Origin of the sequence: Albidovulum sediminis (assembly GCF_025380365.1) — a bacterium.
Taxonomy (GTDB): domain Bacteria; phylum Pseudomonadota; class Alphaproteobacteria; order Rhodobacterales; family Rhodobacteraceae; genus Albidovulum; species Albidovulum sediminis.
In genome coordinates this window covers 1,868,016-1,882,308 of sequence record NZ_JAOCQF010000001.1, presented here as the reverse complement: position 1 = coordinate 1,882,308, position 14,293 = coordinate 1,868,016, and the positions used below count along the sequence as shown (strand labels likewise).

15 protein-coding genes are annotated in these 14,293 nt (G+C 65.3%); 3 read left to right on the top strand and 12 right to left on the bottom strand.

Translation table 11 applies throughout. The annotated features are described in order from the left end of the window. Positions 1-21 precede the first annotated feature (21 nt). The 3 genes from phaC to phaR all read left to right on the top strand — a co-directional run bounded on the left by phaC (position 22) and on the right by phaR (position 3,139). Complete coding sequence (gene phaC, locus N5I32_RS09260) at positions 22-1,824, top strand: class I poly(R)-hydroxyalkanoic acid synthase (protein ID WP_261495138.1); 1,803 nt, start codon at positions 22-24, stop codon at positions 1,822-1,824. A gap of 115 nt (positions 1,825-1,939) precedes the next feature. Beyond that, complete coding sequence (locus N5I32_RS09255; RefSeq protein WP_261495133.1) at positions 1,940-2,401, top strand: phasin family protein; 462 nt, start codon at positions 1,940-1,942, stop codon at positions 2,399-2,401. Positions 2,402-2,569: 168 nt separating this feature from the next. Next, positions 2,570-3,139 (top strand): polyhydroxyalkanoate synthesis repressor PhaR, encoded by a 570-nt coding sequence (phaR, locus tag N5I32_RS09250; RefSeq protein ID WP_261495132.1) that lies wholly within the window; start codon positions 2,570-2,572, stop codon positions 3,137-3,139. A gap of 26 nt (positions 3,140-3,165) precedes the next feature. On the opposite strand, the gene N5I32_RS09245 is transcribed toward phaR, so the two are convergent. From N5I32_RS09245 to N5I32_RS09190, 12 genes are all read right to left on the bottom strand, one after another. After that, the gene (locus N5I32_RS09245; protein WP_261495128.1) at positions 3,166-4,467 is read right to left on the bottom strand and encodes an NAD(P)/FAD-dependent oxidoreductase; all 1,302 of its coding nucleotides are present in this window, start codon (positions 4,465-4,467) and stop codon (positions 3,166-3,168) included. Beyond that, positions 4,464-5,822: a glutamine synthetase family protein gene (locus N5I32_RS09240; RefSeq protein WP_261495126.1), complete on the bottom strand. Its 1,359-nt coding sequence runs from the start codon at positions 5,820-5,822 to the stop codon at positions 4,464-4,466. Before N5I32_RS09240 ends, N5I32_RS09245 begins: the two co-directional genes overlap by 4 nt. Before the next feature lie 14 nt (positions 5,823-5,836). Continuing rightward, positions 5,837-6,517: a type 1 glutamine amidotransferase gene (locus N5I32_RS09235; RefSeq protein WP_261495124.1), complete on the bottom strand. Its 681-nt coding sequence runs from the start codon at positions 6,515-6,517 to the stop codon at positions 5,837-5,839. Between the two features lie 67 nt (positions 6,518-6,584). Beyond that, a complete protein-coding gene (locus N5I32_RS09230; protein WP_261495122.1) occupies positions 6,585-7,919 on the bottom strand; it encodes a glutamine synthetase family protein in 1,335 nt (444 codons plus the stop codon). Between the two features lie 182 nt (positions 7,920-8,101). Beyond that, the gene (locus tag N5I32_RS09225; RefSeq protein WP_261495121.1) at positions 8,102-8,908 is read right to left on the bottom strand and encodes an ABC transporter permease; all 807 of its coding nucleotides are present in this window, start codon (positions 8,906-8,908) and stop codon (positions 8,102-8,104) included. After that, positions 8,905-9,789, bottom strand: a complete 885-nt coding sequence (locus tag N5I32_RS09220) for an ABC transporter permease (protein WP_261495117.1) — start codon at positions 9,787-9,789, stop codon at positions 8,905-8,907. Before N5I32_RS09220 ends, N5I32_RS09225 begins: the two co-directional genes overlap by 4 nt. A gap of 42 nt (positions 9,790-9,831) precedes the next feature. After that, a complete protein-coding gene (locus N5I32_RS09215) occupies positions 9,832-10,548 on the bottom strand; it encodes a transporter substrate-binding domain-containing protein (protein ID WP_261495116.1) in 717 nt (238 codons plus the stop codon). Between the two features lie 80 nt (positions 10,549-10,628). Continuing rightward, positions 10,629-11,408 (bottom strand): ABC transporter ATP-binding protein, encoded by a 780-nt coding sequence (locus N5I32_RS09210; protein WP_261495114.1) that lies wholly within the window; start codon positions 11,406-11,408, stop codon positions 10,629-10,631. Between the two features lie 118 nt (positions 11,409-11,526). Next, a complete protein-coding gene (locus N5I32_RS09205) occupies positions 11,527-12,276 on the bottom strand; it encodes a phosphate/phosphite/phosphonate ABC transporter substrate-binding protein (protein ID WP_261495112.1) in 750 nt (249 codons plus the stop codon). Beyond that, entirely contained in the window at positions 12,273-12,710 is a 438-nt protein-coding gene (locus N5I32_RS09200; protein ID WP_261495111.1) for a tellurite resistance TerB family protein, read from the bottom strand. The genes N5I32_RS09205 and N5I32_RS09200 overlap by 4 nt, the downstream gene beginning before the upstream one ends. Positions 12,711-12,750: 40 nt before the next feature. Then, entirely contained in the window at positions 12,751-12,945 is a 195-nt protein-coding gene (locus N5I32_RS09195) for a hypothetical protein (protein WP_261495109.1), read from the bottom strand. A gap of 440 nt (positions 12,946-13,385) precedes the next feature. Next, entirely contained in the window at positions 13,386-14,132 is a 747-nt protein-coding gene (locus N5I32_RS09190; protein WP_261495107.1) for a glutathione S-transferase family protein, read from the bottom strand. Between the last annotated feature and the right edge of the window lie 161 nt (positions 14,133-14,293).

Here is a 14,293-nt window from a genome sequence, read left to right as displayed (position 1 = left end):
GATTAGGAGGGAACGATCGGGATGACAACAGAAGTTACTGATTCTTCCCGCAACCTTGAAAAGTTCAGCGCGAACCTTGCGAGAATCGAGGAGTTGACGCAACGGTTGATCGCGGCACTGCAGCAGAAGAAGCCCCATACGCCCGCGCTCGACGCGCCCGCGCCGGAGCTTTACGGCAAGGCGATGACCGCCTTCCTGACCGAGGCGATGTCCAACCCGGCCCGGATCATGGAGCAGCAGGTCGCCTTCTGGGGCAAGTCGCTGGAACATTATATCGAGATGCAGAAGGCGATGGCCGGGCAGGCAGTCGAACCCCCGGCGGACACGGGCCCGAAGGACCGGCGCTTTTCCAATCCCCTCTGGGACACCAACCCGTACTTCCACTTCATCAAGCGCCAGTACCAGACCAATGTCGAGGCGATGGAACAGGCCATCCAGGGCCTCGACGGGCTTGAGCCGGCCGACAAGCGCCGGGTCGAGTATTTCACCCGCCAGATCGTCGACATGCTGGCGCCGACGAACTTCCTTGCCACCAACCCCGACGCGCTGGAGCGCGCCGTCGCGACCGAGGGCGAGAGCCTGGTCAAGGGGCTGGAGAACCTCGTGCGCGATGTCGAAGCGCACCGCGGCGACCTGCTGGTGACGCTGTCGGACCGCGAGGCGTTCACGCTTGGCAGCAATATCGGCGCGACCGAGGGCGCGGTCGTGTTCCGCAACCGCATGTTCGAGCTGATCCAGTACAAGGCGACGACCGAAAAGGTCCACAAGACGCCGCTTCTGGTCTTTCCGCCCTGGATCAACAAGTTCTACATCCTTGACCTGAAGCCCGCCAACAGCCTGATCAAGTGGGTGGTGGACCAGGGCTTTACCCTGTTCGTGGTCAGCTGGAAGAATCCCGATGCCAGCTATGCCGATGTCGGCATGGACGACTATGTGCAGGACGGCTACCTGACCGCGATCGAACAGGTCAAGCAGATCACCGGCGAGGACAAGGTCAACGCAGTGGGCTACTGCATCGCCGGGACGACGCTGACCGCAACGCTCGGGCTGATGCAGAAGCGCGGCGACAAGTCGGTGAATTCGGCCACCTTCTTCACCACGCTGACCGACTTCTCCGAGCCCGGAGAGATCGGGGTGTTCCTCGACGACGACTTCGTCGGCGGCATCGAGGAGACCGTCCGGCGGGAGGGGTATCTCGACAAGTTCTTCATGTCGCGGACCTTCTCGTTCCTGCGTGCGAACGACCTGATCTACACCCCGGCCATCCGCAGCTACATGCTGGGCGAGGCGCCGCCGGCGTTCGACCTGCTTTACTGGAACGGCGACGGCACCAACCTTCCGGGGCGGATGTGCGTCGAATACCTGCGCGAACTTTGCCAGCAGAACCGGCTGATCGCGCCGGGGTTCGAGGTCTGCGGCGAACGCGTGACGGTGAAGGACGTGAAGGTTCCGATCTGCGCGATCGCCTGCGAAACCGACCACATCGCGCCGTGGAAGTCCTCGTTCAACGGCATCCGTCAGTTCGGGTCGCGGCAGAAGTCCTTCATCCTGTCCGAAAGCGGACACATCGCCGGCATCGTCAACCCGCCTGGCAAGGACAAGTACGGCCACTACACCAACGAAGGGCCGATGCGCAGCCCCGAGGAATGGAAAGACGGCGCCGGTTTCCACAAGGGCAGCTGGTGGCCGCGCTGGCGCGACTGGCTGGCCGGGCGTTCGGGCAAGATGGTCGCGGCGCGTGCCCTGGGCGATTCGAGCCACCCGGTCCTGGCCCCGGCGCCGGGGACCTACGTGGCCGAGACGCCGAAGGCTTCGGACGCGTAACGGCCAGATGAATTTTTTTCTGCGGTGCAGCGAAAACACTTGAAATGCTGCACCGCAGCATGTATCTAGGCTCCAGAAGCGAATGACACCCCCCGTCGCAAATGGAGTGACCACCATGACGAAGCAGCAAGATTTCTCCAAAGTCCTTCAGGACATGGTTTCCCAGTTCCCGGTTGACACCGCCGCCCTCAAGGACGTCTACAAGAACTCCGCCGTTCTCAGCGAAAAGATGACCAAGGTCGCGCTGGAAGCCGCCGAGAAGTCGAACGACATCTCCTCGAAGTGGGCCAAGGAAACCATCGCGAAGTTCGGCGAGCTGTCGAAGGCGAAGTCCGAGCCGACCGACTACACCAAAGCCTTCAGCGATTTCGCCTCGGCCTCGGCTGAGCTGGCTGCCGAAAACCTCGCCGCCTTCGCCGAAGTTGCGAAGAAGGCCCAGACCGAAACCGTCGAGCTGATGCTGGCCGCTGGCAAGGACTTCTCCGAAGAAGCCACCGCCGCGGTGAAGAAGGCGACCGCCGACGTCCAGACCGCTGCGAAGAAGGCCGCGACCGTCGCGACCGCCGCTGCGAAGTAATCCGACGACCAACGTCCTCCCTGTTGGTTGGTTGACTGGCGGGCCCCTCCGGGCCCGCCTTTTCTTTGCGCCCGCAGAAAAGCGGCCGCGCCTTTCGGGAGTTGTTTTTTCCGTGCCGCAGCTTAATCTCGCCGCAGCGCGAAAAAACGCACCCCCTGGGAGGAAGACATGGCCGAAGACGCCAAGCCGCTGTTGATCAAGCGCTATGCCAGCCGGCGGCTCTACAACACGGAAACCAGCGACTATGTCACGCTGGAAGACATCGCCGCCTTCATCCGCGAGGGGCGCGAGGTCCAGATCGTCGACCTGAAGACAGGGGACGACCTCACGCGGCAGTATCTGCTCCAGATCATCGCCGAACACGAAAGCCGTGGCGAAAACGTGCTGCCCATCGACGTTCTGACCGATCTTGTGCGCAGCTACGCGACAAGCGCGCAAAGCGTCGTGCCGCAGTTCCTGGCGGCCTCGTTCGAGATGCTGCGCGAAGGCCAGTCGAAGCTGATGGAGAACATGAGCCAGCTGCCGAACCCGATGGCCTCCATGCCGGGATTCGAGGCGCTGCAGCGCCAGCAGCAGGCGTTCCTCAAATCGCTCATGGGGGGCTGGAGCGGCGCGGCGCAAGGCGAGGCCGAGGAGGATAAACCGGCCAAGCCCAAGGCCAAGGGGCGCGACGAAGAGGATCTGGCGGCGATCAAGAAGCAGCTGGCCGAGTTGCAGGACAAGCTGTCAAAGCTGTGAAGAAGGCCCCCACCGGGGGGCCTTTCTCATATTCCCAGCCGGTCGCGCAGGGAGAACCAGGTCATCGCCAGTACCAGCATGGGCCAGCGCATCGCCGGCCCGCCGGGGAAGCGCGGCAGATTCAGCCCGGAAAGCACGTCGAAACGGCCGGCCTGACCGCGAATCGCCTCGGACAGGATCTTGCCGGCAAGCGTCGCCAGTGCGACCCCGTGGCCGGAATAGCCCGACGCCGACAGGACGTTCTCGGCCGGCCGCAGGAAGCAGGGCATCCGGTTCATGGTGATCGCCAGCGTGCCGCCCCAGGCGTAGTCGATCCTGACATCGGCAAGATCGGGATAGACCTTCAGCATCGGCGGGCGCACGGCCTTGATCACATCGGGAAAGCGGTAGCCATAGCTTTCGCCGCCCCCGAACAGTAGCCGCTTGTCCTCCGACAGACGCCAGTAGTTGACCACGAACTTGGTGTCGTGGGCCGCCACGTCCTGGCCCAGGACCTCCGCCGCGCGTTCGCCGAGCGGCTCGGTGGCGATGACGAAGTTGTTGATCGGCATGACACGCGCCGCCACCTGCCGGTCCAGCCCGCCCAGATAGCCGTTGCAGGCCAGCACCACATGCCCGCAACTGATGCGGCCCGCCTCGGTCTCAACCACGGGTCGGGACCCCGGCACGACGCGGGTAACCACGCTGCCTTCGCAGATGCGCGCGCCCTTCGCGGTTGCAGCGCGGGCAAGGCCCACGGTGAAGTTCAGCGGGTGGATGTGGCCCGCACCGCGGTCGATGTCACCGCCCTTGTAGACGCCCGAGGGGATGATCGCCGCCAGTCCCGCTGCATCCAAGGGCTCGATCTGGTCGTATCCGTAGTCCCGCGCCAGCTTTTCGGCCTGGGCATGCGAATGTCGCACCTCGCCGTCGGTCCAGCAGGCGTGCGCGATGCCGGGCTTGAAGGTGCAGGGCATGTCATGCGCCCAGATCAGGTCGCGCACCAGCGCCTTCGACTCCTCGGCCAGCGCCCACAAATGCCGCGCTGTATCGAGCCCGTACATCCGTTCCAGCGCATCCTGTTCCAGCCGCTGGCCCGATCCGACCTGCCCGCCGTTGCGCCCCGAAGCGCCGAAGCCGACGCGGTGCGCCTCAAGCACGATGACGGAAAGCCCCGCCTCGGCCAGGTGCAGCGCGGCGGAGAGGCCGGTGAAGCCCGCGCCCACGATGCAGACGTCTGCCGTGACCTCGCCCCGAAGCGCGGGAAAACGCTCGATCGGGGCCAGGGTCGCGGCATAGTAGCTCTGGGGGTATTCCCCCCGGCGGTCGTTCGCAAAAAGAAGGTTCATACGTTCAGAAGCAGATGTTCGCGTTCCCAGGGGCTGATGACCTGCAGGAACTCCTTGTATTCGTTGCGCTTCACCGCCTCGTAGATGTCGCAGAAATCGGGCGATAGCGCCTCGCGGACCGGGGCGCATTCGGAGAAGAGGTCAAGCGCGTCGCCCAGCGTCGTCGGCAGTTCGTCGGCGTTGATGTAGGCGTTCCCGGTATTCTCCGGCCGCGGCATCTTCTTTTCCATCAGCCCGAGATAGCCGCAGACAAGCGATGCGGCGATGCCGAGGTAGGGGTTGCAGTCCATCCCCGGCAGGCGGTTTTCCAGCCGCCGCGCGTTGGGTTCCGAGATCGGGACGCGCAGGCCGGTGGTGCGGTTGTCGCGACCCCATTCGAGGTTGATGGGCGCGGCAAAGTCCGGCACGTAGCGGCGGTAGGAGTTGACGTAGGGCGCCATCAGCGCGACGACTGCCGGCAGATAGTTCTGCATGCCCGCGACGAAGTGCAGGAACGCCTCGGTCTCTCCGCCCTGCGCGTCGGAAAAGATGTTGCGCCCGGTCTTCAGGTCCACCACCGACTGGTGGATGTGCATCGCCGATCCGGGTTCGCCCTCGATCGGCTTTGCCATGAAGGTGGCGAAGGCGTCGTGGCGCAGTGCGGCCTCGCGGATCAGCCGCTTGAAGTAGAACACATCGTCGGCCAGCACCACCGGATCGCCGTGGCCGAGGTTCAGTTCGACCTGGCCGGCGCCGCCTTCCTGCACGATGCCGTCGATCTCCAGCCCCTGCGCCTCGGCGAAGTCGTAGATGTCGTCGATGACCTTGCCGTATTCGTCGACGGCCGACATCGAATAGGCTTGGTTCGCCATCACCCGGCGGCCCGAACGGCCGATGGGGGGAATGACCGGCTGGTTGGGGTCGATGTTGCGGGCGACGATGTAGAATTCCATCTCCGGGGCAACGATCGGCTTCCAGCCCTGTTCGGCGTAAAGCTGCACCATGCGCTTGAGCACATTGCGTGGCGCCATCGTGACCGGGTTGCCCTTCTGGTCGTTGACGTCGTGGATCACCTGAAGCGTGACATCCGCCGTCCACGGCACGGCCTGGGCGGTCGTGAAGTCGGGCACCAGAACCATGTCGGGTTCGGTGAACTCGCTTTCGTCGGGCATGTCGGCATAGTCGCCCGTGATCGTCTGCGCGAAGATCGAGTTCGGCAGGTGGAAGAACTTCTGCTTGGCGAACTTGGAGGCGGGCATGGCCTTGCCCTTGGCCACGCCGGCAAGGTCGGCGACAAGGCATTCGACCTCGTCAAGGCGGCGGCCGGCAATATACTCCCGCGCTGCTGCGGGCAGTTTTTCGGTCCAGTCGGACATGGGATCACGCTTTTTCAGTTACGGTTTTGCTTGAAGAAATCCGCGATCCGGTCAGCGACCGCGGCAGAGGAATTCCGATCGGAGAAGCGCGCGCGAGCGTCCTCCATGAGGTCGGCGGGCACGACGCCCTTGCCGCGGGTGCGCATCAGCCCGTCGATGAAGTCATTGCCGTATTCGGGATGCGCCTGGATCGTATAGGCGCGGTCGCCATAAAGAAGGGCCGCATTCTCGCAAAAGGCGCTGGTGCCGGCCAGTTCGGCAATGGCGGGGCGCTCCACCACCTGGTCCTGGTGCCAGGCGTTGAGGTTCACGGGCGTGCCCGCGAAGTCGTATTCCTGCGGGCCCACCGCCCAGCCGCCCTTGAACTTCTCGACCTTGCCGCCGAGCGCCTGCGCGATGATCTGATGGCCAAAGCAGATGCCGACGACGGGCACCCGCTCGGCGTAGGCCTTGCGGATGAAATCCTCGAGCGGCTTGATGAAGGGGTGATCCTCGTAGGCGCCGTGGCGCGACCCGGTGATCAGCCAGCCGTCGCAGTCGTGCACGCCCTTCGGGAAGTCCATACCCTCGACGTGGTAGTTCCTGAAGGTCAGGCCGCGGTTCGCAAGCAGGCGGATGAACATGTCCGGATAGTCGCCCATCTCGGTCCTGAGGACGTCGGGCGCCTGTCCGGTCTGGAGTATGCCGATCAGCATGGCTGTCTCTTGGCTGCTTTTGATCAAAATAGACCGCCCCCCGCCGCCTGGCAAGGGGCGGATCGCGTCAGACGGTGTCGAGGTAGATCTCGGTCTGCTCCGTCGGCGACAGTTCCGCCATGTAGTGCAGTTCCTGCCGCTTGGTCATGACCAGGTTGCGGATCAGCTCGCTCGGGAAGATCTCGGGCATGATCGTGCTTTTCTCGAAGGCATCGATCGCGTCGGCCCAGGTGTCATGGATCAGCGGCAGATCCATCGCATAGGCGTTACCCGTGATCGGGGGCGGGGGCGTCAGCTCCTTTTCCATGCCGAGCAGTCCCGCACCGAGGATCGCGGCCAGCATCAGATAGGGGTTCACGTCGCCACCCGCCACGCGGTGTTCGATCCGCCGCGCCGCCGGACTGCCCGAAGGCACGCGGATCGCGGCGGTGCGGTTCTCATAGGCCCAGCAGACAGCGTTCGGCGCATGCGCCTCGGGCACCAGCCGGTCATAGCTGTTGGCGTGGGGGGCGAAGATCAGCGTCGAATCCGGCATCGCGGCCAGGCAGCCCGCGATTGCCTGCCGCAGCTTCAGCGACCCTTCCGGCCCGCCGTTCGAGAAGATGTTGCGCCCGTCCCGGTCGATGACCGAGAAATGCGTGTGCAGGCCGTTGCCGGAATATTCCGGGTAGGGCTTGGCCATGAAGCTCGCGGCGAAGCCGTGGCGGCGGGCAAGCCCCTTCACCAGCATCTTGAAAAGCCAGGCGTCGTCGGCCGCGCGCAGCGCGTCTTCCTGGTGCATCAGGTTGATTTCGAACTGCCCGAGCCCCGATTCCGAGATCGCTGTGTCGGCGGGAATGTCCATTTCCTCGCAGGCGTCGTAAAGGTCGGTGAAGAAGGTGTCGAAGGCGTCGAGCGCGCGGATCGACATGATCTCGGCCGCCTTGCGGCGCTTGCCCGACCGCGGGCTGGGCGGAACCTGCAGCGTCTTGCCGCTGTCGTCGATCAGGAAGAATTCCAGCTCCATCGCCGCAACGGGCGTCAGCCCGTGTTCCTTGTAGCGCTCGACGACGCGCGCCAGCGCATGGCGGGGGTCGCCCTCATAGGGCTTGCCGTTCTCACGGAACATCCAGATCGGCAGAAGTGCTGTCGGCGCCTCGAGCCAGGGCATCGGCATGAAGCCGCGTTCGGTGGGCTTCAGCACACCATCCGCATCGCCGCTGTCGAAGACCAGCGGGCTGTCCTCGATGTCCTCGCCCCAAATGTCGAGGTTGAGGACTGAGACGGGAAACCGAGTCCCGTCATTGGTAATCTTGTCGGCAAAGCGCGTGGGGATGCGCTTGCCGCGGGGCTGCCCGTTCAGGTCCGCGGCGGCCACACGGATCGTGCGCACCTGGGGGTGCTTTCTAAGCCAGTCCTTCATCATCTCACCCGGAAGCCGGATCCTCCGTCACGCCACGCGCCGCCGTTGGCAGGGGGCGGAATGATCCGGCGACTCTCCATCCGTTCATCTGATCAAATCGCGATCCGGCGGCCGACATGGCGTCCCGGAAGCTGGCAGAGCCGGCAATTCCGCGCCCGAAGAATTTGATCAAATAATTGATACTACCGGACCAGCATCGGACGCAAGCGAATTCTCGCGCGGGCCGCTTGCGGAAGGTGACGGTTCAGGCGTCGGTTCACGATGCCGAAGATCCCGATCACCGAAAGCGTCAGCAGGATGAAGTAGACGGCAAGGATCGGGTAGGGGACGAAGGGGTTGAAGGTCTTGTCCGCGAAGTAGTTCGCGTAATAGAGCGCATCGCCCATCTGCTGCGTCGCCGGAAAGCCGGAGAAGAACACGAGCGCGGTGGCGTGGAACAGAAAGATCGCCTCGTTCGTGTAGGCGGGCCAGGCCAGCCGCAGCATGGTCGGCCAGATGATCCGGCGGAACCGCGGCCAGCCCGACATGCCATAGGCGTCCGCCGCCTCCACATCGCCCTTGGGGATCGACAGCATCGCGCCATGGAAGATTTCGGCCGAGTAGGCCGAGGTGTTGAGGAACAGCACGACCAGCGCCCCGAGCCATGCCGAGGTCAGCGGCGAGAAGACTGGGTAGACGTTCTTCAGGCTCAGGAACAGGAAGTAGGCAAAGAAGAACTGGATGAAGAGGGGCGAGCCGCGGAAGACGAAAATGAACCATTCCGCGGGTTTGCGCAGAAGGGGCGAATGCGCCGCCTTCGCCATCGCAAGCGCGGTGGCCAGGAAGAACCCCGACAGGAGCGCGAGCAAGCCGAAATAGATGTTCCAGATCATGCCCGAGCCGATCAGCGTGACCTGCTGGCAGAGCGTGAAATCCGATCGCGGCAAAAGCCGCTCGCCCACGCCCACGCTGCGCAGCGCATAGTCGGCGATGGTGTCCCAGCAACTCATGCCGCGGCCTTTCTCTGGGCTTCGCCCCCCATGGTGGCCTGCCCGTGCGTGAGGCGGCGCATGACCCGCGCAAGCACGACTTCGGAGACCCTGGTGAAGACAAGGTAGAAGACGAGAAGCGCGCCGAAGTACCACATCCGCCAGTCCTCGTGCGGGTAGTCGGTGAACTTCGGCGTCTTCGTGCCGCCCAGTTCGCGCGCCCAGTAGACGATGTCCTCGACCCCCAGCAGGAACAGAAGCGGCGTCGCCTTGATCAGCACCATCCACAGGTTCGACAGCCCCGGCAGCGCATAGACCCACATCTGCGGGACAAGGATGCGCCGGAAGCTCTGGCCGTGGCTCATCCCGTAGGCTTCGGCCGTCTCGATCTGCGCGCGCGGCACCGCCTGCATCGCGCCGTAAAGGACGTTTGCAGCGAAGGCGCCGAAGATGATGGAAAATGTCAGGACGGCCAGGAAGAAGCCGTAGGTTTCATGCACCCACTGCGGCGCGTCACCCAGGGGCAGCTTGGCCGCGGCGCAGACGACGAAATCGTTGCCCTGCCGGATCGGCTGATCCCAGTCGGGGCACTTGATCTTGTGGCGAAGATATTCGAACGCCTGATCCAGCGCGATGACGAAGAAGAGGAAGAAGGCGATGTCCGGAACCCCGCGGACGATGCCGATGTAGCCCTTGCCGAGCCAGGACAGCGGCGCGAAGCGCGACCGCGCCGCGGTGGCGCCGCCGAAGCCGAAGACAAGCGCCACCGGCGCCGTGATCGCCAGCAGGACGAGCACCGTCAGGAACGACAGGTAGAGCGACGTGTGCTTGCCCGTGGTCAGGTAGCACGACAGCCACGTCAGGCCCGATATGGCGTTGGGGTCCGAGCAATATGGGAACATGAGGGTCCGAAGCGGGGCCTCACGGCCCCGCCCCCTTTCCGGTCAGAAGGTTGCGCCGATTTCCCACTTGGTGATGAGCGCGTTCAGCGACCCGTCATCCTTCATCGACTGGATGGCGGCGTTGAACTTCTCCTTCAGCTCGGCATCGGATTCGCGCAGGCCCATGCCCACGCCGCCGCCGATCAGGACGTCTTCGCCCACGAAGTCGAGCTCCGCATCCTCGGCCGCGATCGGTTCCAGATAGGCGCGGTCGGCCAGAACCGCGTCCGCCTCTCCGTTGCGCACTGCACCGATGGTTTCCTCGGGCGTAGCGAATTCCAGCAGCGTCGCGCCCGACGAGGCGACATGAGAGGCCTGGATGGTGCCCGTCTGCGCGGCGATCACGCCACCGGCGAAATCGACCTCGGCTCCGGCCTTGGCGAGGTAGGCGGACGGATCGGGCTGGGTGTAGTTCTGGGTGAAGTCGATGACCTCATCCCGCTCGTCGGTGATCGACATGCCGGCCATGATGGTGTCGTAGTTGCCCGACACGAGGTTCGGGATGATCGAATCCCAGTCGTTGGTCACCCATTCGCAGGTCAGCCCGGCGCGCTTGCAAAGCTCATCGCCCAGCTCGCGCTCGAAGCCCGCAACCTGGCCCGCATCGTCGATGTAGTTGTACGGAGGGTAGGCGCCCTCGGTGCCCATGCGGACCGTCTGGGCTTGGGCCGCACCGGCCGCCAGCGCCGCCAGCGCCGTTGCGATCAGAAGATGTTTCATCGGTTTCTCCTTGGTGGTTTTGAGTTTTTTCTGGTTGTCCGGGGCCTGACTTGCCCACGGTCTTTGGGATTGCAAGGCCTTCACGCCGGGGCGGTCGCGCTCAGGAACTGGCGCAGCCGTTCCGTCCGCGGATTGCCGAACAGCGTGTCGGGGGCGCCTTCCTCCTCGATCAGGCCGCGGTGCAGGAAGACGACGTGATCGGACACGTCCGCCGCCAGGCGCATGTCGTGGGTGACGATCAGCATCGTGCGCCCCTCTTCGGCCAGCGCCTTGATCACCTTGACCACTTCCTGCTCCAGCTCCGGGTCGAGCGCCGAGGTCGGCTCGTCGAACAGAAGCGCCGTCGGCTCCATGCAGAGCGCCCGCGCGATCGCCGCGCGCTGCTGCTGGCCCCCCGAAAGTTGCGCCGGATAGGCATCGCACTTGTCGCCGATCCCCACCTTCGCGAGATAGCCGCGCGCCGCCTCCTCCACCTCGTGCCGGTCGCGGCGCAGGACGGTCACCGGCGCCTCCATCACGTTTTGCAGGATCGTCATGTGGGCCCAGAGGTTGAACTGCTGGAACACCATCGACAGGTTCGTGCGGATGCGGATCACCTGCGCCCGGTCGGCGGGATGGCGGCCAAGCCCGTGGCCGCGCCAGCGCACCGCCTCGCCCTTGAACAGGACCTCGCCCTGCTGGCTGTCTTCCAGCAGGTTGCAGCACCGCAGCAGCGTGGACTTGCCCGACCCCGACGACCCGATGAGCGATATCACCTCGCCCCGATGTGCCGAAAGCGAGACACCCTTCAGCACCTCGAGCTGGCCATAGGATTTGTGCAGGTCCCTGATCTCGATGACCGGTGCTTCGTTCGCTGTCACTGTCGCCTATCCCCCCGTGTAGCGACCAAGTGTGCGAAAAAAACGGCGTCATGCAACGCCCGATGTGGAGCGTTTTGGACAATCTTGCGCAATTCGGCCAGGAAAGCTGTGCAAAACGTCAGTGCACTTGCGGCACCGGGACGGCCAGATAATCCGCCTCGGGGATGCGCACATGGCCAGCAAGCCCCAGCGACGCCCGATCCGCGGCCGAAAGTGCCCGAACCGCGTCGTCCACTGCGGCGGCGATGGCGGCGGGGTCGCGGCCTTTCGCGGTGATGTAGGGCAAGCCGGGCGTCGCGGGCGCCGTTCGGGCGATCACGCGCAGCTGCCCGGCCAGCGCGGGCCGATACGTCTCGACCAGCCGCCAGGTGACCGCGTCGATGGCGGCGACATCGGCCCGGCCCTCGGCCACTGCCCGCGCGCTTTCGACATGCGCGCCGGTCAGCACCGTCTCTCCCACCATCCATCCCTGCGCCGCCGCGTGGTTCAGCGGCGCGGCCCAGCCCGACTGGCTGTCCCGGCCGTTCGCCGCAAGGCGCTGGGCGAAGACCTCGGCGAGTGTGTGGGTCTCATCCGCCCGGACGACAAGCTGGGAATAGTAGTAACCCGGCGCCGCGTCGGGCAGGGCGAAGTCGGGCGTGCCGACCAGTGCGACATGGCCGTGCAGCCGCGTGCGGAAGGGAAAGCCGCAGGTCTGGCCCAGGACGAGGTCGGGGCTTTGCCAGGCCTGCCACAGGTCCACCCCGCGCGTCAGCGTCCCTGGCGCGGCGATCCCCCGGGCATCGAGCGCGTCGCGGATCGCTCCCCAAAGGCGGTCCGTCGCATCGCGGACCTCGTCCCAGTCGTACATCGGCAATAGGGCGATCATGCCTTCCGCTCCATCCTTTGCCGGGCCATGCCGCTTTCGGCATCCGTCACGCCCAGAAGACCGGCGGCCAGCCGGATGACCGCGTCCTCGTGGGTGTCGCGCCGGCCGTCGGCCAGGGCCACCGCCCAAAGCGCCTCGATCAGCGTGATGCGATCCTCATGCGGGACGGCATCCTTCAGGGCGCGGGTGAAGCGGACCGTGTCGGGCGCTTCGGCCTCAAGCAATTCGGCCTGTTGGCGCAGGTCGGCGGCCTCGAACGGGGACAGGCCGTATCGGCCGGCCAGGGCGCGATCGATGCGCGCCGCCTCCTCGGCCGAATAGCGGCCATCGGCCCGCGCGATCCGCACGAGAAGGGCGGCCAGCGCAAGCCGGGCATCGGGGCGGGGCAGGGAAGGGGACGGCGCCATCAGCGCCGACAGGAGTTTCGCAAACATGCCTTGGATATAGCGGCCCCGAAGGCCAAGGGAAAGCGGTTCAGCCGACGCGCGCGGCCTGCCGGCTTTCCTTGGCGGGCGTTCCGGCCAGAAGATGCAGGCCGACGAACCCGGCCAGCGTCAGCGCCGCGCCGCCCAGCGACCAGACGAGAAAGCCCATCCACAGGGGAGCCCCGTAAACGATCGTGAGGACAAGCCCCGCGGCCAGCCCGATCGTCCATCCGATAATCAGCATTCCAAGATACATCCTGCGCCCCCGCGTCAGTTCGTGATCCTAGAGCAGCTTGTTTTGGAATTAGGGCAAAATTTTGTTGGCGCGCGGAAAAGCGCGCTCGATACGGTTGCTCATAGGCGAAATGCGGCCGAAAATCCGCTTTCGGGGGCCGCAAGCAAGCGCTTGTTACTTGCAGCGGATGCCACGCCCCCCGACGACGGCACATCCAAGGGCCAGCGGGGGCGCCGCGCGGATGTCGACGACTGCCGTGCCGCCAGGCGGGTTCACGTATGTTTCGGGCGAAAGGTTCACGGTCGCCGGGGGGGCGTGCATCCATTCCCGGCCGCGGTCGGGGCAACCGGGAAGGCGGCAGGAAGACGCCAGCGGGCTTTCATGGCGCCCCCCCTCGGCGGATGCGCGCATGGCGGGGTTGTCAGGCGCGGTCCCGCGGCCCCGCCGGGTCAGTGCCCCTCGTCCGGCCGGATCTGCGTGCCCTTGGCCAGCGAGGATTTGCGCGTCATCGGGATCGCCTCGCCCGCCTGCCGCATCGCGCCGACCATCATGATCATGCCCGAGACCGCCTTGGCGTGGGGCCGCTCCGCCAGCCGGTCGAACCAGGCCCGGATGCGGGGGAACTTCGCCCATTCCGAGGCCGGGATGATCGCGCCCGCCTCGTGCGAGACGAATTCGTGGAATGCGAGGAGGTCGGCGAAGCTGATCGCGTCACCGCAGAGGTGATCGTGCCGGCCCAGCCACGTCTCGAGGATCGGCATCGACTGCGCCAGCATGTAGCGGCCCATGGCGATCTCGGCGGAATAGTCGCGCGGGCCCCAGATGCATTCGGCAAAGCGGGTGTAGAAGAAGGCGCCCGCGCCGCGCCGGAGCATGGTCGAATGGAAATGCGTGTATTGCTGGATCAGCGCCCGTTCCTGCATGGTCCGGCCCAGCCAGTTGCCGGGGATCGCGAAGCGTTCGGAAAGGTAGAAGCCGATCGCCGAGCTTTCCCAGAGCGTGAAGTCGCCATCCACGATGATCGGTACCTGCCCGGTCGGGTTGTAGCGCGCCTTGAACTCCGCCGTCTCGTTCTCGCCGTCCATCAGGTTGATGATCCGCTCCTCGAACGGAATGTCGTTTTCCAGCATGAGCTGATGCACCGCCCGGCAGGGCTGCGAGGTCGGGTGATGCAGGAATTCGATCGTGTCGGTCATGCGGTGCGCTCCTCCCAAAGCGTCTTGTTCGGGCGAGCCGGGGCGCGCGCCGCGCGAAAGGATGCGACGGGCAGGACGGTTTGGCTAGGGAGCGGACGGCGGCCTTGCCGGCCGAACGGCCCGGAAACGGGCTCGCGGAGGGTGGTCTCGCGCGATTGTGA

Bases quoted from the DNA above. Each gene is read 5' to 3' on its own strand.
- phaC (WP_261495138.1), top strand. From the start codon at position 22: ATGACAACAGAAGTTACTGATTCTTCCCGCAACCTTGAAAAGTTCAGC.
- N5I32_RS09255 (WP_261495133.1), top strand. From the start codon at position 1,940: ATGACGAAGCAGCAAGATTTCTCCAAAGTCCTTCAGGACATGGTTTCC.
- phaR (WP_261495132.1), top strand. From the start codon at position 2,570: ATGGCCGAAGACGCCAAGCCGCTGTTGATCAAGCGCTATGCCAGCCGG.
- N5I32_RS09245 (WP_261495128.1), bottom strand. From the start codon at position 4,467: ATGAACCTTCTTTTTGCGAACGACCGCCGGGGGGAATACCCCCAGAGC.
- N5I32_RS09240 (WP_261495126.1), bottom strand. From the start codon at position 5,822: ATGTCCGACTGGACCGAAAAACTGCCCGCAGCAGCGCGGGAGTATATT.
- N5I32_RS09235 (WP_261495124.1), bottom strand. From the start codon at position 6,517: ATGCTGATCGGCATACTCCAGACCGGACAGGCGCCCGACGTCCTCAGG.
- N5I32_RS09230 (WP_261495122.1), bottom strand. From the start codon at position 7,919: ATGAAGGACTGGCTTAGAAAGCACCCCCAGGTGCGCACGATCCGTGTG.
- N5I32_RS09225 (WP_261495121.1), bottom strand. From the start codon at position 8,908: ATGAGTTGCTGGGACACCATCGCCGACTATGCGCTGCGCAGCGTGGGC.
- N5I32_RS09220 (WP_261495117.1), bottom strand. From the start codon at position 9,789: ATGTTCCCATATTGCTCGGACCCCAACGCCATATCGGGCCTGACGTGG.
- N5I32_RS09215 (WP_261495116.1), bottom strand. From the start codon at position 10,548: ATGAAACATCTTCTGATCGCAACGGCGCTGGCGGCGCTGGCGGCCGGT.
- N5I32_RS09205 (WP_261495112.1), bottom strand. From the start codon at position 12,276: ATGATCGCCCTATTGCCGATGTACGACTGGGACGAGGTCCGCGATGCG.
- N5I32_RS09200 (WP_261495111.1), bottom strand. From the start codon at position 12,710: ATGTTTGCGAAACTCCTGTCGGCGCTGATGGCGCCGTCCCCTTCCCTG.
- N5I32_RS09195 (WP_261495109.1), bottom strand. From the start codon at position 12,945: ATGCTGATTATCGGATGGACGATCGGGCTGGCCGCGGGGCTTGTCCTC.
- N5I32_RS09190 (WP_261495107.1), bottom strand. From the start codon at position 14,132: ATGACCGACACGATCGAATTCCTGCATCACCCGACCTCGCAGCCCTGC.